At 72.4% G+C, this 19,779-nt stretch carries 18 protein-coding genes; 8 read left to right on the plus strand and 10 right to left on the minus strand.

Annotated elements, in window-relative coordinates:
* Positions 1 to 12 precede the first annotated feature (12 nt).
* The 5 genes from JOF36_RS27370 to JOF36_RS27390 all read right to left on the minus strand — a co-directional run bounded on the left by JOF36_RS27370 (position 13) and on the right by JOF36_RS27390 (position 6,562).
* On the minus strand, positions 13 to 1,617 hold the full coding sequence (locus JOF36_RS27370) for a bifunctional 3-(3-hydroxy-phenyl)propionate/3-hydroxycinnamic acid hydroxylase (RefSeq protein WP_210032456.1): 1,605 nt from the start codon (positions 1,615 to 1,617) through the stop codon (positions 13 to 15).
* Positions 1,618 to 1,633: 16 nt separating this feature from the next.
* Positions 1,634 to 3,268, minus strand: a complete 1,635-nt coding sequence (locus tag JOF36_RS27375; RefSeq protein WP_210032459.1) for a flavin-containing monooxygenase — start codon at positions 3,266 to 3,268, stop codon at positions 1,634 to 1,636.
* A gap of 107 nt (positions 3,269 to 3,375) precedes the next feature.
* On the minus strand, positions 3,376 to 4,656 hold the full coding sequence (locus JOF36_RS27380) for an acyl-CoA dehydrogenase family protein (RefSeq protein WP_210032461.1): 1,281 nt from the start codon (positions 4,654 to 4,656) through the stop codon (positions 3,376 to 3,378).
* An 80-nt stretch (positions 4,657 to 4,736) separates the two neighbouring features.
* Positions 4,737 to 5,498: an SDR family NAD(P)-dependent oxidoreductase gene (locus JOF36_RS27385; protein WP_210032464.1), complete on the minus strand. Its 762-nt coding sequence runs from the start codon at positions 5,496 to 5,498 to the stop codon at positions 4,737 to 4,739.
* 2 nt (positions 5,499 to 5,500) lie between these two features.
* Entirely contained in the window at positions 5,501 to 6,562 is a 1,062-nt protein-coding gene (locus tag JOF36_RS27390) for a phosphotransferase family protein (RefSeq protein ID WP_210032466.1), read from the minus strand.
* Positions 6,563 to 6,709: 147 nt separating this feature from the next.
* On the opposite strand from JOF36_RS27390, the gene JOF36_RS27395 reads away from it, so the two are divergent.
* The 5 genes from JOF36_RS27395 (at position 6,710) to JOF36_RS27415 (ending at position 10,961) form a co-directional block, all read left to right on the plus strand.
* Entirely contained in the window at positions 6,710 to 7,396 is a 687-nt protein-coding gene (locus JOF36_RS27395; protein ID WP_210032468.1) for a TetR/AcrR family transcriptional regulator, read from the plus strand.
* Between the two features lie 77 nt (positions 7,397 to 7,473).
* Positions 7,474 to 8,466: an NADPH:quinone oxidoreductase family protein gene (locus JOF36_RS27400; RefSeq protein ID WP_210032477.1), complete on the plus strand. Its 993-nt coding sequence runs from the start codon at positions 7,474 to 7,476 to the stop codon at positions 8,464 to 8,466.
* On the plus strand, positions 8,463 to 9,236 hold the full coding sequence (locus tag JOF36_RS27405) for an SDR family NAD(P)-dependent oxidoreductase (RefSeq protein WP_210032479.1): 774 nt from the start codon (positions 8,463 to 8,465) through the stop codon (positions 9,234 to 9,236). Before JOF36_RS27400 ends, JOF36_RS27405 begins: the two co-directional genes overlap by 4 nt.
* Complete coding sequence (locus JOF36_RS27410; protein ID WP_210032481.1) at positions 9,233 to 10,150, plus strand: LLM class F420-dependent oxidoreductase; 918 nt, start codon at positions 9,233 to 9,235, stop codon at positions 10,148 to 10,150. Before JOF36_RS27405 ends, JOF36_RS27410 begins: the two co-directional genes overlap by 4 nt.
* A 31-nt stretch (positions 10,151 to 10,181) precedes the next feature.
* Complete coding sequence (locus JOF36_RS27415; RefSeq protein ID WP_210032483.1) at positions 10,182 to 10,961, plus strand: SDR family NAD(P)-dependent oxidoreductase; 780 nt, start codon at positions 10,182 to 10,184, stop codon at positions 10,959 to 10,961.
* Positions 10,962 to 11,053: 92 nt separating this feature from the next.
* Here JOF36_RS27415 and JOF36_RS27420 read toward each other — a convergent pair whose 3' ends face one another.
* Entirely contained in the window at positions 11,054 to 12,385 is a 1,332-nt protein-coding gene (locus tag JOF36_RS27420; protein WP_210032486.1) for an MFS transporter, read from the minus strand.
* Between the two features lie 522 nt (positions 12,386 to 12,907).
* On the opposite strand from JOF36_RS27420, the gene JOF36_RS27425 reads away from it, so the two are divergent.
* Positions 12,908 to 14,077, plus strand: coding sequence for an amidohydrolase family protein (locus tag JOF36_RS27425; RefSeq protein WP_210032487.1), 1,170 nt, complete (start codon positions 12,908 to 12,910; stop codon positions 14,075 to 14,077).
* Positions 14,078 to 14,131: 54 nt separating this feature from the next.
* Here JOF36_RS27425 and JOF36_RS27430 read toward each other — a convergent pair whose 3' ends face one another.
* On the minus strand, positions 14,132 to 14,428 hold the full coding sequence (locus JOF36_RS27430; RefSeq protein WP_210032496.1) for a hypothetical protein: 297 nt from the start codon (positions 14,426 to 14,428) through the stop codon (positions 14,132 to 14,134).
* A 120-nt stretch (positions 14,429 to 14,548) separates the two neighbouring features.
* Here JOF36_RS27430 and JOF36_RS27435 point away from each other — a divergent pair, with 120 nt between their 5' ends.
* On the plus strand, positions 14,549 to 15,718 hold the full coding sequence (locus JOF36_RS27435) for an amidohydrolase family protein (RefSeq protein ID WP_210032498.1): 1,170 nt from the start codon (positions 14,549 to 14,551) through the stop codon (positions 15,716 to 15,718).
* A gap of 85 nt (positions 15,719 to 15,803) precedes the next feature.
* Here JOF36_RS27435 and JOF36_RS27440 read toward each other — a convergent pair whose 3' ends face one another.
* The 3 genes from JOF36_RS27440 to JOF36_RS27450 are packed head-to-tail and all read right to left on the minus strand — an operon-like array spanning position 15,804 to position 17,939.
* Positions 15,804 to 16,664, minus strand: coding sequence for an acyl-CoA thioesterase (locus tag JOF36_RS27440; RefSeq protein WP_210032500.1), 861 nt, complete (start codon positions 16,662 to 16,664; stop codon positions 15,804 to 15,806).
* 42 nt (positions 16,665 to 16,706) lie between these two features.
* On the minus strand, positions 16,707 to 17,045 hold the full coding sequence (locus tag JOF36_RS27445; protein ID WP_210032502.1) for a nuclear transport factor 2 family protein: 339 nt from the start codon (positions 17,043 to 17,045) through the stop codon (positions 16,707 to 16,709).
* Positions 17,046 to 17,081: 36 nt separating this feature from the next.
* Positions 17,082 to 17,939, minus strand: coding sequence for a 3-carboxyethylcatechol 2,3-dioxygenase (locus tag JOF36_RS27450; protein ID WP_210032504.1), 858 nt, complete (start codon positions 17,937 to 17,939; stop codon positions 17,082 to 17,084).
* Between the two features lie 332 nt (positions 17,940 to 18,271).
* On the opposite strand from JOF36_RS27450, the gene JOF36_RS27455 reads away from it, so the two are divergent.
* A complete protein-coding gene (locus JOF36_RS27455) occupies positions 18,272 to 19,762 on the plus strand; it encodes an aldehyde dehydrogenase family protein (RefSeq protein ID WP_210032507.1) in 1,491 nt (496 codons plus the stop codon).
* Positions 19,763 to 19,779: the final 17 nt, after the last annotated feature.

Below are 19,779 nucleotides of genomic sequence, written 5' to 3' on the forward strand. Positions count from 1 at the left end.
GTCACCGCTCTGCTAGCGGGGGGTGTCGAGCCGTTCGTGGAGCCGGTCCAGGACGCCCTCCAGCGCGTCGGCCCGGCAGGCCGCGGCCACGTAGCGGTCCGGCCGGACGACCAGCACCTCGTCCTGCGGCCGGGCCAGCACCAGGTCGCGGAACGCGCCGTCGACGTCCACCAGCCCTGTCGAGCCGGAGCCGGGGTCCGCGAGGCCCGAGCGGGCGCCGGCCCGGCTCGGCCGCACCTCGAACGTCCGGCCACCCGCACGCTCCAGCCGGGCGCGGGCCTCCGGCGACAGGTGCCGGGCCGGATCGCCGGTCAGCCCGATCACCGCGACGACGGGCCCGAGGACGTCATCCAGCAGGCGCCGCGCCCCGTCGGCGTCCTCGACGAAGGGCTGACCGAACTGCCGGCCGACGGGCGAGCCCGGGTCCGGCCGTTCGGCGGGGACGACCGCGCCCGCCGTGTACCGCGGCGCCGGCTTGTACTTCATCTGCAGGATGTAGTCCCGGGCGCCCGGGATCCGCTGCACCGCACGGAAGAACCCGTCCCGGACGATCTCGGTGGCGCGGTTGCGCGGCTGGTACATGCTGCCCACCCGGGTCGCGAACGACACCATCGCGGTCGCATGCCCCCTGCGCTCGGCGTCGTAGCCGTCGAGCAGGGCGGGCCCCGCGCGGCCCGCCGTCACCGCGGCGAGCTTCCAGGCCAGGTTCGTCGCGTCCCGGATCCCGGAGTTCATCCCCTGCCCGAAGAAGGGCGGCTGCAGGTGCGCGGCGTCGCCGGCCAGGAACACCGGCCCGGCGCCGAACGCCGAGGCGATGCGGGAGTGGTGCCAGTACACGCGCCGGCCCTGCACCTCGGGCAGGGCGCCCGGGTAGTGCCGGCGGAGCAGGCCGGCCACGAACTCACTCCCCGCGGCCCGGTCGTCGTCCTCCCCCGGCAGCAGCTTGAACTCGAACCTGCGGTGCCCGTAGGGCAGCGGGATCGTCATGGTCGGCCGGTCCGGGTCGCAGAACACGGCGGAGTAGGGCGCGTCGAGGGTGTCCCCGGAGACGTCGACGACCAGCCAGCGCGACGGCGCCGTGCTCCCCTCCAGCGCGATCCCCAGGGACTCCCGGACCATGCTGCGCCCACCGTCCGCGCCCACGGCGAACCGGGCGTTCACGACGACCCGCCCCGCGTCGGACTTCGCGTCCAGCCGGACCCCGTCGCCCGTGCGCTCCAGCGCCGTGACCTCGGTCCCGGTGTGCAGCGTGACGTGCGGGAACCGGTCCATGCCCCGGCGCAGCGTCTCCTCCAGCAGCGGCTGCAGGAAGAGGTTGCGCCGCGGCCAGCCGTAGGGGCGGCCGCTCGGGCCCACGTGGGCGAGCACCCGCCCGGACGAGGAGTGGTAGCGGATCGGGGCGTTGCGGATCAGGTCCGGCAGCACCCCGGCGATCACCCCGGCGGTCTGGAACGTCCGCAGCGACTCGTCGTCGACGGCGACCGCGCGCGGATACGGGGTGACCCCCGGCTCCCGGTCGAGCACGACGGTCCGCACACCGAACGTGCCGAGCAGGTTCGCGAGCGTCGCCCCGCAGGGCCCCGCCCCGATCACCGCGACGTCCGTCTCGATCTCCACAGCGTTCTCCATTCGGTTACACAACCGTCAGATCGGCGTCGAAGACGAAGGTCCGGTAGCCGTCCACCACGACCTGCTCGCAGATCCGCCGGTACTTGCCGACGCCGCCCGCGTAGGGCAGGAACACCCGAGGCTTGCCGGGCACGTTGGCGCCGACGTACCAGGAGTCGGCCTGCGGGTAGAGGGTCCGCTCGGCCGCCCGCGCCACCTGCTCGCTCCAGTCCTGCTCGGCGTCCACGGTCGGCTCGACGGTCCGGGCGCCCCGCTCGCGCATCTCGACCAGCAGGTCCGCCACCCAGTCGACGTGCTGCTCGAGGGCGAGGAACATGTTGCAGAGCACGGCCGGGCTGCCCGGCCCGGTGAGGGTGAACAGGTTGGGGAAGCCGGCGGTCTGCAGCCCGAGGTAGGTGCGGGCGCCGTCCGCCCACTTCTCGCGCAGGGTCACCCCGCCCCGGCCGCGGACGTCGATCCGGACGAACGAGCCGGTCATCGCGTCGAAGCCTGTGGCGAGCACCAGCAGGTGGAGCGGGTGCTCCTCGCCGTCGGCCGTGCGGAGCCCGGCCTCGGTGAGCCCGGTGATCGGTGCGCGCCGCACGTCGACGAGCCGGACGTGCGGCAGGTTGAAGGTGGCGTGGTACCCGGTGTCGACGCAGATCCGCCGGCTGCCGATCGGGTGTCCGGTGGGCACCAGCAGCTCTGCGGTGGTGGGGTCGTCGACGGCGGCGCGGATCTTGTCCTCGACGAACCGGGCGGCGAGCCGGTTGGCCTCGGGGTCGCGGGTCACGTCGTCGAAGGAGCCGAGGAAGGCGAAGCCGCCCAGGGCCCAGCGCTCCTCGAACCGCCGGTCGCGTTCCTCCTGGTCCACGGCCAGCGCGGACTGCCGGTTGATCGGGACCGTCGAGCCGGTGAAGGACCGCCGGGCCTGCTCTCGAAGCTCCGGGTAGCGCGCCTTCACGTCCCGCACGTACTCCGGGGCGAGCGGCTGGTTGGCCGCGGAGATGCTGTAGTTCGCGGTCCGCTGGAAGACGCTGAGGTGCCCGGCCCGCTCGGCGAGGTGCGGGACGACCTGGATGCCGGACGAGCCGGTGCCCACCACGCCGACACGCAGGCCGTCGACCTCGGTGTCCTCCGGCCACGACCCGGTGTGCACGATCCGGCCCCGGAAGCGCTCCTGGCCCGGGAACTGCGGGACGCTGGCGGCCGAGAGCACGCCCGTGGCGAGCACGAGGAAGCGGGCCGTGATCAGGTCGCCGGCGTCCGTGCCGACGCGCCAGCAGCCGTCGTCCTCGTCGTACGCGGCGGTGGTGACGGCGACGCCGAAGGTGATGTGCGGGCGCAGGTCGAACCGGTCCGCGACGTGCTCGGCGTAGGCCCGCATCTCCGGCTGGGTGGGGTAGCGCTGCGTCCACCCCCAGTCCTGCTGGAGCTCGGCGGAGAACGAGTAGGAGTACTCGAGGCTCTCGATGTCGCAGCGGGCCCCGGGGTAGCGGTTCCAGTACCAGGTGCCGCCCACCCCGTGCCCGCGCTCGAGGACGCGCACGGAGAAGCCGAGCCCCCGCAGCTTGTGCAGTGCGTACATCCCACCGAAGCCGGCTCCGACCACGAGTACGTCCACGACATCTTCGGAAAGCCCTCGGGCCTCGTCACCCATGCTCCCGACACTAATGCACACACCGTCAGAATGGGAGCCCGTGAACGACAGCCGCCGCGCACCCGTCCCGGGTGCGCGGCGGCTTCGGGCGGGGCCCGGGCCGATGGCTACGGCGCACCCAGCAGGGCGCGGCGCGCCGCGTCCCGCCGGGTCGGGATGTGCGCGGTCGGCCACAGCCCCTCGGCGGGCCGGTGGTCGCGCAGCAGCTGCTTCGCGACGGTCACCTGGTGGACCTCCGTCGGGCCGTCCGCGAGCGCGAGCGACTGCGCGGTGAGGATCATGCTCATGAACGGCATCTCGTCGGTCACGCCCAGGGCTCCATGCACCTGCACCGCCCGCTGGGCGACGTCGTGCAGGACCTTGGGCGTCAGCACCTTGATCGCGGCGATGTCCTTGCGGACCTTCTGGTAGTCGTCGTACCGCTCGATCTTCCAGGCCGTGTTCATCACGAGCAGCCGGAACTGCTGGACCTGCAGGTAGGACTCGGCCAGGTGCAGCTGCACCGCCTGCATGTCCGCGAGCACCCGACCGCGGGTGCGCCGCGACAGCGCCCGCTCGGCCATCATGTCCAGCGCCTGCTGGGCCAGCCCGACCGTGCGCATCGCGTGGTGCACCCGGCCGCCGCCGAGCCGGGTCTGCGCGACCCCGAACGCGTCGCCCTCCTCGCCGAGCAGCGCGTCGGCCGGCACCCGGACGTCCCGGTACTCGATCAGCGCGTGCGAGCCCTCGCCCTCCGGGTCGCCGAAGAGCGCGGCGTTACGGACGATGTCGATGCCGGGGGTGTCCGCCGGCACGAGGAACATCGACATCCGGTTGCGCACGCCCGCCTCGGGGTTCGTGACCGCCATGACGATCAAGAACTCGGCCCAGCGCGCGTTGGAGGAGAAGAACTTCGCCCCGTTGATCACCCAGTCCTCGCCGTCGCGTTCGGCGCGGGTGGTGAACTCGCCGGGGTCCGCGCCCGCGTGCGGCTCGGTCATCGAGAAGCACGAGACGATGTCCCCCTCGAGCAGCGGCTCGAGGTAGCGCGCCTTCTGCTCGGGCGTCCCGTAGTGGGCGATGATCTCGGCGTTGCCCGTGTCCGGGGCCTGGGTGCCGAAGATCCGCGGCGCCCAGTGCGAGCGGCCGAGCACCTCGTTCAGCAGCGCCAGCTTGATCTGCCCGTAGCCCTCGCCGCCCAGCTCGGGGCCGAGGTGGCAGGCCCAGAGGCCCTGCCGGCGGACCTCCTTCTTCATCGGGTCGATGATCGCGCGCTGCTCGGGGAGCATCGGCTTGTACACGTCGTGCGGCCAGAGCAGGTCGAGCTGCGACACCTTCGTGTCGACGAACTCGGCGGCCCAGTCGAGCTTGGCCTGGTAGTCGGGGTCGGTGCTGAAGTCCCACGCCATCGCGGGCTCCTCCTCGGACGTCGTCGGTACAGGGGCGGGGCCCGATCACGGGATGCCCGGGCTCACGGGACGGGCCGGGCTCACGGGATGCCGCCGTCGACCCGCAGCGTCGCGCCGGTCGTGTAGCTCGACGCGTCGGAGGCCAGGTACAGCGCGGCCCCGACGATCTCCGGGGGCTGCGCGGTGCGCTGCAGGGCGTGCGCCTTGGACGACTCGGCGACGGCGTCGAGGTCCCAGTGCTTGCTGACGTCGGTGAAGAACGGGCCGGACATCAGCGTGTTCACCCGGACCGTCGGGCCCAGGGTCTGCGCGAACCCGTCGGTCAGCGAGTTCAGTCCTGCCTTCGCCGCCGCGTACGGGATGATCCACTCGGACGACCGGATCGAGCCGGTCGAGCTGACGTTGATGATGGAGCCGCGTCCCGCGGCGACCATCCGCTCCCCCACCAGCGCGCTGAGCCGGAAGGGGCCCTTCAGGTTCAGGTTGAGAACGGAGTCGAAGAGCTTCTCGCTGACGTCGGTCAGAGTGTCGTAGGTCGGCGACATCCCAGCGTTGTTGATCAGGACGTCGACCTTGCCGAAGCGGTCGTACGCGGCGTCGACGAGGCCGGGGATCTGGTCCCAGCGGCCGACGTGCACGCCGTACGGCAGGGCGGCCCGGCCGGTGGTCTCCTCGACCTCCTTCGCGAGCGTCGCGCACGTCTCGTAGTTCCGGCTCGCGATGACGACGTCCGCGCCGCATCTCGCGGCGGCCAGCACCATCTCCCGGCCCAGTCCCCGGCTGCCCCCGGTGACCAGGACGACCCGGTCGGTGAGGTCGAACAGCTCGTCGGCGTACCCCATGCTCAGTTCCCCTTCCCCGGCAGCGACCGCGCGAGATCGGCCGCGGTGCCGATCAGCTGCAGGACCATCGGCCCGAAGGCCTCGACCTTCGGATCGACCGGCTCGCCGTGCACGAACGCGGCGTAGCTCTTCTCCAGCACGACGCCGAGCTTCCAGTTCGCGAGAACCAGGTAATAGTCGATGTCCGCGGTGGACCGGCCGCTCACCCGCTCGTAGTGCGCGAGCAGCTCGGCGCGCTTCGGCATCCCGCCGAGGTCGATGTAGCTGAGCGCGTCGGGCTCGGGGTCCTCCCCCACCCAGCCGAGGAGCGCCCAGCCGAGGTCCAGCAGGGGGTCCCCGATCGTGGTCATCTCCCAGTCGATGATCGCCGCCAGCCGGCCCGGGGCGCCGTGGGAGTACATGACGTTGGCGAACTGGTAGTCCCCGTGCATGATCCCGGGCTCCCAGTGGACGGGCCGATTGCGGCGCAGCCACTCCGCGGCCTCGTCGAGGCCGGGGAGCTCGCGGAACCGGTAGGCGCCGAGGAACGCGAGCCAGCGGTCGACCTGCCGCTCGTGGAAGTTCTCCGGGCGCCCGAAGCCCTCCAGGCCGCGGGCCCGCCAGTCCACCCTCGACAGCTTCGCGATGCCGTCGACCAGCTCGAACGCCAGCCCGCGGCGGGCCTCGACGTCGACGTCGAACGGGGCGGGCCAGCTGCGGGAGTCCGCCGGGCACCAGCCGTCGACCGCCGCCATGACGTAGAACGGCATACCGAGGACGTCCCCCGTCTCGTCGCCACCGGCCAGCTCGGCGTGCGGGACGTCGGTCCCCTTCAGCGCGCGCACGAGGCGCAGCTCGCGGCGCAGGCCGTCGACCCGGGATGCGGCCGCGGACGGCGGCGGCATCCGCAGCACCGTCCGCACCCCGCCCCGGTCCAGTGCGTAGAGCTCGTTCTGCGAGCCGCCGGACAGCCGGTCCAGCGCCGGCCGCTCACCCTCGCCCGCCAGGCCCTCGGCGTCCATCCAGCGGGCGAGCGCGTCGACGTCCAGGCCGGCGCCGGCCGCGGTTCCCGTCCCCGCGCTCACGCCCCGGCTCCTCGTCCGCGCAGCCGGCGGCCCCTCGTGTTCCCGGACTTCTCCGACATCTTCGTCCCTCCGTCGCCCGCGTCGTGCCGTATCGTGGACACATCGTCAGAATAGCGTTTCGCTCAGGATAGAACTAGATTCTGGGCCATGACCACCCCTCGTCCCGCATCCGTCCCCCGCGCCGGGAAGACTGACGACGTGGAATGGCAGGAGGTGCCCGGCTCCGTCCGGGCGGCGGTGGACAGGGCGCTGTCGCGGCACCAGCGCGACGCCCTCGGCGAGGTCGAGCAGATCCTGGACGCCGCGTTGCGGGTGGCCGAGCGGGTGTCCCCCGCCGAGCCCAAGGTCGCCGACATCGTCGCCGAGGCCGGGACCTCGAACCAGACGTTCTATCGCTACTTCGCCGGGAAGCCGGACCTGCTACTCGCCGTCGTGGAGCGGGGCCTGGTGCGGGTCAGCACGTATCTCGAGCACCAGATGGCGAAGCACACCGATCCGGTCGAGCAGCTGGTCGCGTGGGTCGAGGGCCTGCTCACCCAGCTCGTCCGGCCCGAGGCCGCGAGGCAGGGCGCCGCCGTCATGCAGCAGATGACGACCAACGGGCGCATGCGCGAGCCCGCCGGGCTCACCCTCCTCGACCGGATCGGCGCCCTGCTCGTCGCACCGCTCACCGCCCTCGGCCGGCCCGAGCCCACCCGCGACGCCCAGGTGTTGCAGGAGACCCTGATGGGGGTCCTGCAACGGCACGTCGTGAACGGCACGACGCCGGACGCCGCCGAGCGGGCGCACCTGGTCGGCTTCTGCGTGCGGGCGGTCGGAGCCGACGGACGTTGACCGGAGACCGTCCGCCGAATTAAGTTCCGCCCTGTGGAGAACGTCGTTCCAAACCGGCCCCCTGCGGGTGACACTCGATGATCGCGGTGCGGTGCACCCGTCACGGCCCGCCTGAGGACCTGATCCTTCAGGAGCTGCCGGACCCGGCGCCGGGACCGGACGACGTGGTCGTCATCGTGCACGCCGCGGCCGTCAACTTCACCGATCTGCTCTTCGTGGCGGACGGCTACCAGGTCAGCCTGCCGGCGCCGTTCACGCCCGGGAGCGAGTTCGCCGGGGTGGTCGCCGAGGTGGGCGAGCGGGTCACCCGGGTCGCGGTGGGTGACCGGGTGGCGGGGCAGGGCATGGCGGGCGCGTTCGCCGAGCGGATCCGACGGCCGGCGGACTCGGTGACGCCGCTGGCACCCGACGCCGACCTGGTCGCCGCCGCCGCGAGCGGCGTCACCTTCGCGACGGCCTACTCCGCGCTGCGGTCGGTCGCCGACGTGCGGCCGGGCGAGTGGGTGACGGTCACCGGCGCCGCCGGCGGCGTGGGCTCGGCCGCCGTCGTGCTGGGCAAGGAGCTCGGCGCGCGGGTCCTGGCCGTCGTCTCGAGCCCGGCGAAGGCCGAGTTCTGCACGGCGCTCGGCGCGGACGCCGTCCTGGACCTCTCCCGGACCGAGGACGTGCGGGCCCGCGTCCGCGAGCTGTGCGGCGGCCCGGACGTGGTGCTGGACCAGGTGGGCGGCGAGCTCGCGGAGGTGCTCCTGCGCGCGACGCGCCGCCGGGGCCGGTTCGTGACCGTCGGCTTCGCCTCGGGGGTCATCCCGCGGATCCCGCTCAACCTCGTGCTGCTCAAGGACGTCACGGTGAAGGGGTTCGAGATCCGCGGGTTCACCGAGCACGAGCCCGAGGCCGCCGCCCGGGACGCAGTGGAGCTCGAGGCATTGCGCGACAAGGGCATCGGCGCTGCCGTCTCCGCACGGTTCCCGCTCGAGCGGGTGACCGAGGCGCTGCGGACGGTCGCGGACCGCACCGCCACCGGCAAGGTCGTCCTCACGACCGCGGCGGGGCGGGCCGGCGCGCCGTGACCGGCCTGTTCGACCTCGGCGGGCGGGTCGCCCTGGTGACCGGCGCCAGCCGCGGCATCGGCCGGGAGTCCGCGCTGCAGCTCGCGGCGCACGGGGCGGCGGTCGCGGTCAGCGGCAACGAGCCGGAGGGGTGCGAGGCGGTCGCCGCGGAGATCCGCGCGGCCGGGGGCCGGGCCGTTGCGCTGCCGTGCGACGTGGAGGTCCCTGAGGAGATCGACGCCGTGGTCCCGGCCGCCCTCGCGGCCCTGGGCCGGCTCGACGTACTGGTGTCCAACGTCGGGCTGACCGCGCCGCCCGGCCCGCTCACCGAGGTCGACGACGAGACCTACGAGAGGATCATGACGGTCAACCTGCGCAGCGGGCTGCGGCTCGCCGCCCACGCCCTCCCCCACCTCGCCGACGGCGGCGCCGGCAGCGTGGTGCTCACCGCCAGCATCGCCGCGCTGCGCGGCAGCAGCATGGTCGGCCTCTACTCGATGACGAAGGCGGCGCTGGTGGCGATGGCCCGCAACCTGGCCGTGGAGTGGGGGCCGCGCGGGGTCCGGGTGAACGCGGTCGCGCCGGGGCTGATCGCCACGGACATGACCCGGCCCGTCGTGTCCGATCCCGAGCGGGCGGGGCGCCGGATCGCCGGCACGCCGCTGCGCCGGGTCGGGACACCGGCCGACGTCGCGGGCGCGGTCGTCTACCTCGCCGCCCCCGCGAGCGCGTTCGTCACCGGGCACGTCCTGGTGGTCGACGGCGGGACGACGATCACGGACGGGACGTGAAGTTCACCGCCGAGTACCCGATCGAGCGCGGGGCCGGCTACTCCGCGGAGCTCGTGGAGCCGGGAACCGTGGGCGCGTTCGGGCGCACCGCCGAGGAGGCGGGGTTCGACGCCGTCTCGTTCAGCGAGCATCCGGCGCCCTCGCGGAAGTGGCACGAGGCCGGCGGGCACGACACGTTCGACCCGCTCGCCGCGCTCGCCTTCTGCGCCGCGGTGACCACCCGGATCCGGCTGATGACCCACCTGCTCGTCCTGCCTTACCACAACCCGCCCCAGCTGGCGAAGACGCTGGCGACGGTGGACGTGCTCTCCGGCGGGCGGCTGACACTGGGTGCCGGGACCGGCTACCTGCGGTCCGAGTTCGCCGCCGTCGGCGCCGACTTCGCGCGACGCAACGCCCTGTTCGACGAGGCGGTCGCCGCGCTCCACGCCGCCTGGGGCGGGGAGCCGTACCACGTCGAGGGAGCCTCGTTCCTCGCCGTCGACCAGGTCCTCCGGCCGCGCCCGGTCCAGCAGCCCGGGCCGCCGCTCTGGCTCGGCGGCAACAGCCCGCTGACCCGGCGGCGGGTCGTCCGGTACGGCCACGGCTGGTCACCGCTCCTCACCGTCGGCCGCGCCGCCGCCTCGCTCCGGACGTCGTCGATCGACTCGCTCGCCCAGCTCGCCGACGCCGTCGACGGTCTCCACGCAGCCTTCAGGGCGGCGGGCCGCGACCCCGCGGTCCTGGACGTGCAGGTGGAGGCCCCCACAGTGGCCGACGCGGCGCTGGACGTCGACGCGCACCTGGACGAGCTGGACCGCTATGCGGAGGCGGGCGTCACGTCCGTCCTCGTCCACACATCTGCCGAGAGTGGCGCCGCCGCTCTCGACGCCCTGCGTCACTACGGGGCGCAGGTGATCGCGGCGCGCCGGTGACACCGGCGGCCCACGACCGAGGAGACAGCAGATGAGCGAGTCGCTCACGGGCACCCGGGTGCTCGTCACCGGCGGAGCGAGCGGGATCGGCGCGGGCATCGTCCGTGCCTTCACCGCCGCGGGCGGATCGGTGGTGTCCTGCGACGTTCAGGAGGCGCCGGGCGTCGAGATCGCGGCCAAGGCCACCGCGGACGGCCCCGGGCACGCGGACTTCGTGCTCTGCGACGTCACGGACAAGTCCTCCGTGGACGCCGCGTTCGACCGCGCCGCCGGGCTCCTCGGCGGGCTCGACGTCCTGGTGCACGCCGCCGGGATCGCGCCCGGCACGCCCGCAGAGGACATCCCGGTCGAGGAGTGGGAGCGGGTCCTCGCCGTCAACGCGACCGGGACGTTCCTCACCAACCAGGCCGCGTTCCGGCACCTGCACGAGCGCGGCGGCCGCATCCTCAACTTCGCGTCCGCCGCCGGCGTGCTGGGCCTGCGCAACAAGGCGCACTACGCCGCCAGCAAGGGCGCGGTCCTCGCGTGGACCCGCACGGTCGCCCAGGAGTGGGGACGTACCGGGATCACCGTCAACGCCATCGCCCCGGCGATCTCGACGCCGATGTACGCGAAGACCCGGGCGTCGATGGCGCCCGAGCAGCTCGCCGCGCACGACGCGCAGATCGCGGCGCAGATGCCGATCGACGGGCGGCTCGGCGACGTCGACCGGGACCTGGTGCCGCTGATGGTCTTCCTGGCCGGCTCCGGGTCCCGTTTCATCACGGGCCAGGTGTTCGCGGTCGACGGCGGGATGCTGATGGTCCGCTGACGTTCCTCGCCGGATGCACGGACGGCACTCTCGCTCGGTAGGTGTGAGCGAGAGTGCCGTTCGTGCATCCGCCGGGCGGGCCCGGGCCGGGGTCAGACCTGCTCCACCATGTCCGCCGTGCGGGAGCGGCGCCGGCCCAGGACGAGCGCCGCGACGGCGATCAGCGCCCAGGCGGCGAACGTGCCGAGCGCGATCGCGTGGTAGCCGAGGGAGGCGAGCACCGCGGCGATCGTGAAGGGCGCGAGGACGTTCGTGAGCCGGCCTGTCGAGAACGCGAAGCTGCTGCCGCGCGCCCGCAGGTCCGTCGGGAACTCCTCGGCCATGTAGGCGTTGATCAGCGGCGAGGCACCCCCGGAGAAGAAGTAGATGGCGAAGCCGGAGACGATCAGCAGCGCCAGGTTCGTGACGAAGCCGAAGCACAGCGCGGCGACGGCCGCGATGAGGGTGAACGCCACCAGGCCCGCTCGGCGCGGCAGCCGGTCCGCGATGAAGATCGCGGCGATGGAGCCGGCGAGCGAGCCGAGCACGATCAGCGAGGTCAGCGACAGGGCCTCGGCCTGGGTGAACCCGCGGAGCACCAGGATCGTCGGGGTCCACGTGGTGGTGACCTGCTGGACGGCCGAGTAGCAGATCCACACGATCATCAGCATGACCGTGCTGCGGAGCAGCCTGCCCCGGAACAACGCCGAGGTGGGCAGGCGCCGGGCCTCCTTCGCGCTCGCGGCCGTGTCCGGCACCTCGGGCTCGGGCAGCGCGCCGGTCTTCGCCGCGGTCTCCTTCTCGATGCTCTCCAGCACGGCCGCGGCCTCCACCGCGCGGCCCCGGGCGATGAGCCACCGCGGCGACTCCGGGAGGCGCCGGCAGGCGGGGACCGCGAGCAGGCCGAGCAGGCCCACCGCGTAGACGATCCGCCAGCCGTGCTCACCCGTCGGCACCACGGCGCGGGCGAGCACCGTGAGCAGGACCGACCCGACGGTGCCGATCGCGACGCCCACGGCCAGGGACAGGCCCCGGCGCCGGGCGGGGAACATCTCGCTCAGGTAGACGACGATCCCGATGTAGGTCGCGCCCAGACCGATCCCGGTCAGGAACCGCAGGACCACCAGCGTCGTGATGTTCGGGGAGAACGCCGCGAGGGCGGAGAAGACCGCCATCGCCGCCATCCCCCAGGAGAGCGTGGAGCGCCGGCCGAACCGGTCGCCGACCTGCCCGGCGACCAGCGAGCCCACGAGGAGCCCGAGGTACATCGCCGAGACCGCGAACGCGATCCCGGTGAGGTCGGTGCCGAGGTGCTCCCTCAGCGACGCCGCGACCAGGCCGGTCGCGGACTGGTCCCCGATCTCGAAGACGAACGCGACCACGGCCACGAGCAGGACCCTGCGGTGGAACGGGCCGGTCGGCAGCCGGTCCAGCCGGGCTCCCACCTGGCCGATCGTGAGGGTCCGGGGACCGGACGACGATTCCAGAGATGACGACATCGGCATGCCCATCGGCTCGATCGGACGGAGGAGGGCCCGCCGGCGCAGCCGCCGCGGTTCCACTGCGGCAGCCACCTCGGAGGCCCGGTTCGGACGTCCCCTGCGCGGCTGACAGAAGCCAGTGTCGCAAACCACGGAACGTTGTTCTGAAGTTCGCAGGGGCGCGCACCACTATCAAGAACTGGCGGTTCTTTCTGACACTCATGCCACCTCATCCGGCCAGATGCGAGGCGTACGGCGAACGGGATGGGACGGCGGTCTGACGCGGTCCGGCGCCCTCGGCACGGAGCCACCGGGCGCGGCCCGACCGGCGGCGATCTCGTCAGACCCCCGGCAGTCCGAGGTCCGCGACGCGAGGCCCCGCGATCTTTCCGGGCCGACAGCCTGGTGATTTGCCGCACAACCTGGCTACAGTAGGTGCACGGAACGTCAGAAATGCAGTTCACGCCGAGTGTTCGGAGGGCAAGGATGCCGCTGCAGGAGCACCACCAGATCGTGTCGGTGGACGACCACCTCGTGGAGCACCCCCGGGTGTGGCAGGAACGGGTCCCGCAGAAGTACCGCGAGGCCGCGCCACGGATCGTCGAGGTCAACGACAAGCACGTCTGGAACTACGACGGGAAGGCGTTCCCGACCATCGGGCTCAACGCCGTCGCCGGCAAGGACCCCAAGGACTGGGGCATGGACCCGGTCCGCTACGAGGACATGATCCCCGGCTGCTACGACCCGGTGGCGCGGGTCAAGGACATGGACCTCGACGGCGTCCAGTCCGCGCTCTGCTTCCCGTCCTTCCCCGGGTTCGGCGGCGGCACCTTCTTCCGCGCGCAGGACAAGGAGCTCGCGCTCCTGTGCGTGCAGGCCTGGAACGACTTCTACATCGACGAGTGGTGCGCGACCGCGCCGGACCGCTTCATCCCGATGGGCATCCTGCCGGTCTGGGACATCGACCTCTCCGTCAAGGAGGCCGAACGGATCGCGGCCAAGGGCGCCCGCACGATCTCGTTCCCCGACAGCCCGGTCCCGCTCGGGCTGCCGTCGTTCCACACCCGGCACTGGGACCCGCTCTGGCAGGTCTGCACGGACACGGGCATGCCGGTGTCCCTGCACTTCGGTTCGGGCTCGTTCGTCCCCGGCTTCTCGTTCTCCGGCAAGGCCCCGGGCGTGGAGATGGCCGCCGAGAATGTGCCCTTCGCCGTCCCGATCGTGCTGTTCTCCTCGAACCTGATGTGGAGCACGGTCGACCTGCTGTTCTCCGGGGCGCTGCAGCGCTTCCCGAAGCTGCAGTTCTCCCTCGCCGAGGGCGGCATCGGCTGGATCCCCTACATCCTGGAGCGCGCGGACTACACCTGGGAGCGGCACCGCTGGTACCAGGACATCGACCGCGAAGCCCGGCCGAGCGACCTGTTCCGCAAGCACTTCTGGGGCTGCTTCATCGACGACGAGCACGGGCTGACGAACCGGCACAGCATCGGGATCGACCGGATCACCCTGGAGATCGACTACCCGCACTCGGACTCGAACTGGCCCAACAGCCGCAAGCGCGCGTCCGAGGTCCTCGCCGGGATCCCGGACGACGAGGTCGAGAAGATCGTCGAGACCAACGCCCGCCGGATGCTGAACTACCCGCGCCCCGCCTGACCCGGGACGCGAACGAGGAGCGGGGCCCGGACACCGGGCCCCGCTCCTGCGTGTTCACCAGGCGGTGTTCCGCCGGGCCTTGCCCGGGTAGCCGAAGAACCGTTCGAAGTTCTCGTCGTTGATGGGCTGCGCCGCGTTGCGGGACGCGCCGTCCTGCAGCGCCGCCAGCCGTTCCTTCGCGGCCGAGACCGCGTCGGCGTCCACCGGCGAAGCCTGCTCCAGCTCCGCGATCCGGGAGCGCATCGCCCGGATCTCGATCTCGAGGCGAGCCCCCGCCTCGCCGAAGGTCAGCAGATCGTAGTCGTCCTCGTCGGGCCGTTCGACGACATCCTCGTCGCGTACGTCGGTCATGGGTCCATCTCCTCCGAAGCTCTGGTGAGCACGCGGGTCCAGCATATACAGTCGAGTGGACGTCGTGTCAGAAAGTTCATGGCGTCAGAAACCGGTTTTCAAGTTGTTCGGAGGGCAAGGATGCCGCTGCAGGAGCACCACCAGATCGTCTCGGTGGACGACCACCTGATCGAGCACCCCCGGGTGTGGCAGGACCGGGTCCCGCAGAAGTACCGCGAGGCCGCCCCCCGCATCGTGGAGGTCGACGGGAAGCACATCTGGCACTACGACGGGAAGCAGTTCCCGACCATCGGGCTCAACGCCGTCGCCGGTAAGGACCCCAAGGACTGGGGCATGGACCCGGTCCGCTACGAGGACATGATTCCCGGCTGCTACGACCCGGTGGCGCGGGTCAAGGACATGGACCTCGACGGCGTCCAGTCCGCGCTCTGCTTCCCGTCCTTCCCCGGGTTCGCGGGCGGGACGTTCTTCCGGGCCCAGGACAAGGAGCTCGCGCTCCTGTGCGTGCAGGCCTGGAACGACTTCTACATCGACGAGTGGTGCGCGACCGCGCCGGACCGCTTCGTCCCCATGGCGATCCTGCCGGTCTGGGACATCGAGGCCTCGGTGAAGGAGGCGGAGCGGGTCGCGGCCAAGGGAGCGCGGACGCTGTCGTTCCCCGACAGCCCGGTGCCGCTCGGCCTGCCGTCGTTCCACACCCGGCACTGGGACCCGCTCTGGCAGGTCTGCAGCGACACCGGCATGCCGGTATCCCTGCACTTCGGCTCGGGCTCGTTCGTGCCGGGGTTCTCCTTCTCGGGCAAGGCGCCCGGGCTCGACATGGTCACCGAGAACGTGCCGTTCGCCGTGGCCACGGTCCTGTTCTCCTCCAACCTGATGTGGAGCACGGTCGACCTGCTGTTCTCCCGGGCCCTGCAGCGCTTCCCGAAGCTGCAGTTCTCCCTCGCCGAGGGCGGCATCGGCTGGGTGCCCTACATCCTGGAGCGCGCGGACTACACCTGGGACCGGCACCGCTGGTACCAGGACATCGACGCCGAGGTGAAGCCCAGCGACCTGTTCCGCAAGCACTTCTGGGGTTGCTTCATCGACGACGAGCACGGGCTCGAGAACCGGCACGCGATCGGGATCGACCGAATCACCCTGGAGATCGACTACCCGCACTCGGACTCGAACTGGCCCAACAGCCGCAAGCGCGCGTCCGAGGTCCTCGCCGGGATCCCGGACGACGAGGTCGAGAAGATCGTCGAGACCAACGCCCGCCGGATGCTGAACTACCCGCGCTCGAGCTGACCCCGTCGCAGGAGAGCCGGACACGATCGGCGATCGTGTCCGGCTCCTGCGCTTCCGGGTGGCCGCCCGGCCCGACCGGAGCGGCTCAGGCCCGCGCGGTGCGGAGGGCCCCCTCCTGGGCGACCGTGGCGACGAGGCGCCCCTGCGCGTCCCGCAGCCGCCCGTGGCACAGCGCCCGGCCGTCCCCGGCCCACTCGGACTCCATCTCGTCGTCGAGCCAGTCGTCGGCTCGCGCCGCGGCGTGGAACCAGACGGAATGGTCGAAACTGACGGCGTGCACGCGCGGATCGCCCATCACCAGCCCGTGCGGCAGCATCGCCGTCGACAGCAGGAGCAGGTCGGAGGCGTAGGCGATTGCGCAGGCGTGCAGCAGCGGGTCGTCCGGGAGCGGGTCCGCGGCCCGGACCAGGATGCGCTGCCGGGGTGCCGGCCGTTCTCCGCGGACCACCGCATCGCGCGGCGGCAATGCCGGGAACCGGAGATCCAGCGGGATCACGGCGCGCAGCCCGGCGGCCCATCTCCGGGTGCTCGGCTCCGCCCCCGCGAGACCGGCCTCCGCCGCCGGCACGGCCTCGAACGCCCGCGGGACCGGGGAGGGCAGTTCGTGCGCCGGACCCGGCCGGGGCTCGCCGAAGGACGCCACGAGCCGGAACAGGCTGCGGTCCCCCTGGACGGCGACGACGTGCCGCAGGGTCAGCGCGCCGCCGTCGTGCACGTCGTCCACCTCGTAGGTCAGCGGCAGCGCGGTGTCGCCGGGGTGGAGGAAGTGCGCGTGCAGCGAGTGCGGGCGGCGCCCGGCGGGCACGGTGCGCCCCGCGGCCGCGAGGGCCTGGGCGACGAGCTGACCGCCGAAGACCCGCGGCGGCGACGGGACGGGCGAGTGCCCGCGGAAGGTCCGGCCGTCCTCCTGGTCGAGGGAGAGCACGTCAGCCAAGGTCGTTCCCATGTGGCTCTTCCTCCCGGCCGGCTCCCGCGGGACCGGTAGCCGTCAGGGCTGGAACTCGGCCCCGTTCCAGTAGTCGCGGTTCGACGCGATCCGTCCTTCGCGCAGCGTGCCGACGGAGGCGCCGCGCACCCCCATCGGCTGCATGACCCACTCGACGGCGTAGGAGTCGTCCGAGGTCCGGCTCGCGACGACCTCGTAGCGGGCGTCCGGCACCCTCCGGTAGCAGATCTCGACGAACTTCCGGAACTGGTGCGCGCCGCGGGCGACGTGGCCCGCGGTGACGTCCTCGAAGACGACGTCGTCGGTCACGAAGGCCGCCACGGCGTCCGCGTCCGTCCCGTTCCAGGCGGTGAAGTACTCCTCGACCCAGTTGTCGGCCATCCGGCGCTCCGTTCCTCGTGACAGGGGACGCGGCCGTCAGATGGACGCGGCCGCAGCCATGCCGGTGATCCACTCCTCGACAGGCTCGTAGACGAGCGCGCTCAGCGGCACCCCTCCCCCGGCGGCGCCGGCGGCCAGCCAGGTGCGGACCTCGTTCGCCCCCGCCCCGGCCGCCGCGTGCGCGCCGTCGGTGAGCTCGGCGAGGCGCGTGCGGTCCCAGCGCGCGAGCGCGTCGAGGAAGGCCGCGTCCCATTCCGGCCGGATCTTCGTCCGGGCGGCCGCCGCACCCTCGGCGATGAGCCGGGCGCGGACCTCGGGATCGAGGTCCCAGGCGTCGATCTCCAGGCTGGGCGGCGAGTGCGACAGCCCGCCCGTTCCGATGACCAGGATCTTCTCCGGGCGCCCGTCGAGGAAATCGGCGACGGCGTCGCCGAGGGCGAGCACCCGGGAGGCCCGCGGCAGCGGGGCCGTCGCGCAGTTCACCGCCACCGGGATCACGGGCCGGCCGTCGAGGCTCCCGACCAGGTCACGCAGCGGCTGGGCGAAGGCGTGGTCCAGCGCGACGTCCCGGCACACGGCGATGTCGATCCCGGAGTCGAGCAGGTGGTCGGCCAGGGCGCGCGCGGCCTCCGACGGGACGTCGAGCGAACCCTCCTCGTGGCCACCCTCGGGCAGGATCCCGGCGGAGAGCGCGACCGCGAAACTCGGGACGACGTGGGTGAACGCCCGCCGGTGGTCTCCGCCGAAGAGCACCACGAGATCCGGGTCGAAGGCGTCGACGATCCCACGCGTCCGGGCGAGCCCCTCGCGGAACGATGCACCCTGCACGCGCTCGACGTCGCGCTCCATACCCGGGCTGTGGCTGGCACAGACCACCAGGCGCCGCTGCGTCATCGCATGTCCTCCCTGACCCCCGGCGAACGAGGCGTGCCGCATGCCGGCAACACATCGACTCTTGTGGACAAGATGTCAGATCAGATCCGACACAGCAAGAATGCACTGTCAGAAAACTGCTCCTGGCCGGGAGGCGTGGGCTCCATCAGACGTCGAGGACCCGCCTCCGCGGCGGCCTGACACCGTAGCCACACGAAGGTTCATACGGCACGAATCCCCAGTTCAGATGGACATCGTCGGGGCTTCCGTCGACACGACCGATGCGGGGATGTACCGTCCGCGCCATCGAGCCGTCTCCGGGACGGTTGGTGACACTGGTGTCGGAGGACGCAATGACGGCGACTGTTCCCCCGGGCGCGGCGACGGCGCAGGGCGAGGCACGGCTCCTGATCGACGGGCAGCTCGGCGAAGCGATCGCAGGCAAGCGGTACGACAACGTCAACCCGGCCACCGAGGAGGTCCTCGGCCAGACAGCCGACGCCGGGCCCGAGGACATGGACCGCGCGATCGCCGCGGCGCGGCGGGCCTTCGACGAGACCGAATGGTCGACGGATCGCGAACTGCGCAAGCGGTGCCTGGCGCAGCTGCAGGCGGCGCTCGAGGACGAGAAGGAAGCCCTGCGCGCGGAGCTCGTCGCCGAGGCCGGCGCCCCGTTGGCGGTGACCCACATCGCGCAGCTCGAGTGGCCGCTCGCGGACGGCCTGCGCGCCCCGATGGAGCTGATCGACACCTTCCCCTGGGAGCGCGAGCTCCCCGCCACCAACCTGTTCGGGCCCAGCCGCCGTGCGGTGTGGAAGGAGCCGGTGGGGGTCGTGGCCGCCATCGTGCCCTGGAACTTCCCGTTCGAGGTGACGATCAACAAGCTCGGGCCGGCGCTGGCGGCCGGGAACACCGTCGTCCTCAAGCCGGCCCCCGACACCCCGTGGAACGCCACCCGGATCGGGCGGATCGTCGCGGAGCGCACCGACATCCCGGCAGGTGTCGTGAACGTCGTCGCGACGTCGGACAACGCGGTGGCCGAGCTCCTGGTGACCGACCCGCGGGTGGACATGGTGTCGTTCACCGGTTCCACGGCCGTGGGCCGGCGCATCGTGGCGCTCTCGGCGCCAACGATGAAGCGGACGCTCCTGGAGCTGGGCGGCAAGTCCGCGATGATCGTGCTGGACGACGCGGACCTCGCGGCCGTCCTCCCGCAGGCCGGCATGGGTGCGTGCATGCACGCCGGGCAGGGATGCGCACTGACGACACGGGTCCTGCTGCCCCGCTCCCGCTACGAGCAGGGTGTGGAGATCCTCGCAGCGGTGTTCTCCCAGCTGCCCTACGGCGACCCGACGAACCCGCAGAACATCGCCGGCCCGCAGATCAACGCCCGTCAGCGCGACCGCGTGCTGGCCTACATCGAGAAGGGTCGTGCGGAGGGAGCACGGGTCGTCGTGGGCGGAGGCCGGCCCTCGCACCTGCCGAAGGGGTACTTCGTCGAGCCGACGCTGCTCGCCGACGTGGACAACGGCATGACGGTGGCCCGCGAGGAGATCTTCGGACCGGTCCTCGCAGTGCTCCCCTACGACGACGACGCCCACGCGGTCCGGATCGCCAACGACAGCCCGTACGGCCTCTCCGGGGCCGTCTTCTCGGCCTCGCTCGACCGCGGTCTCGCGACGGCCCGTCAGATCCGCACGGGAAGCATCAACGTCAACGGCGGCATGTTCTACGGCTCGGACGCCCCGTACGGCGGCTACAAGCAGAGCGGCCAGGGCCGCCAGGGCGGCATCGAGGGCTTCGAGCAGCACCTGCAGAGCAAGACCGTCGGCTACGCCGGCTGATCACCTACCCCATCGTC

The sequence above is a fragment of the Pseudonocardia parietis genome (assembly GCF_017876315.1).
In the GTDB taxonomy this organism is placed as follows: domain Bacteria; phylum Actinomycetota; class Actinomycetes; order Mycobacteriales; family Pseudonocardiaceae; genus Pseudonocardia; species Pseudonocardia parietis.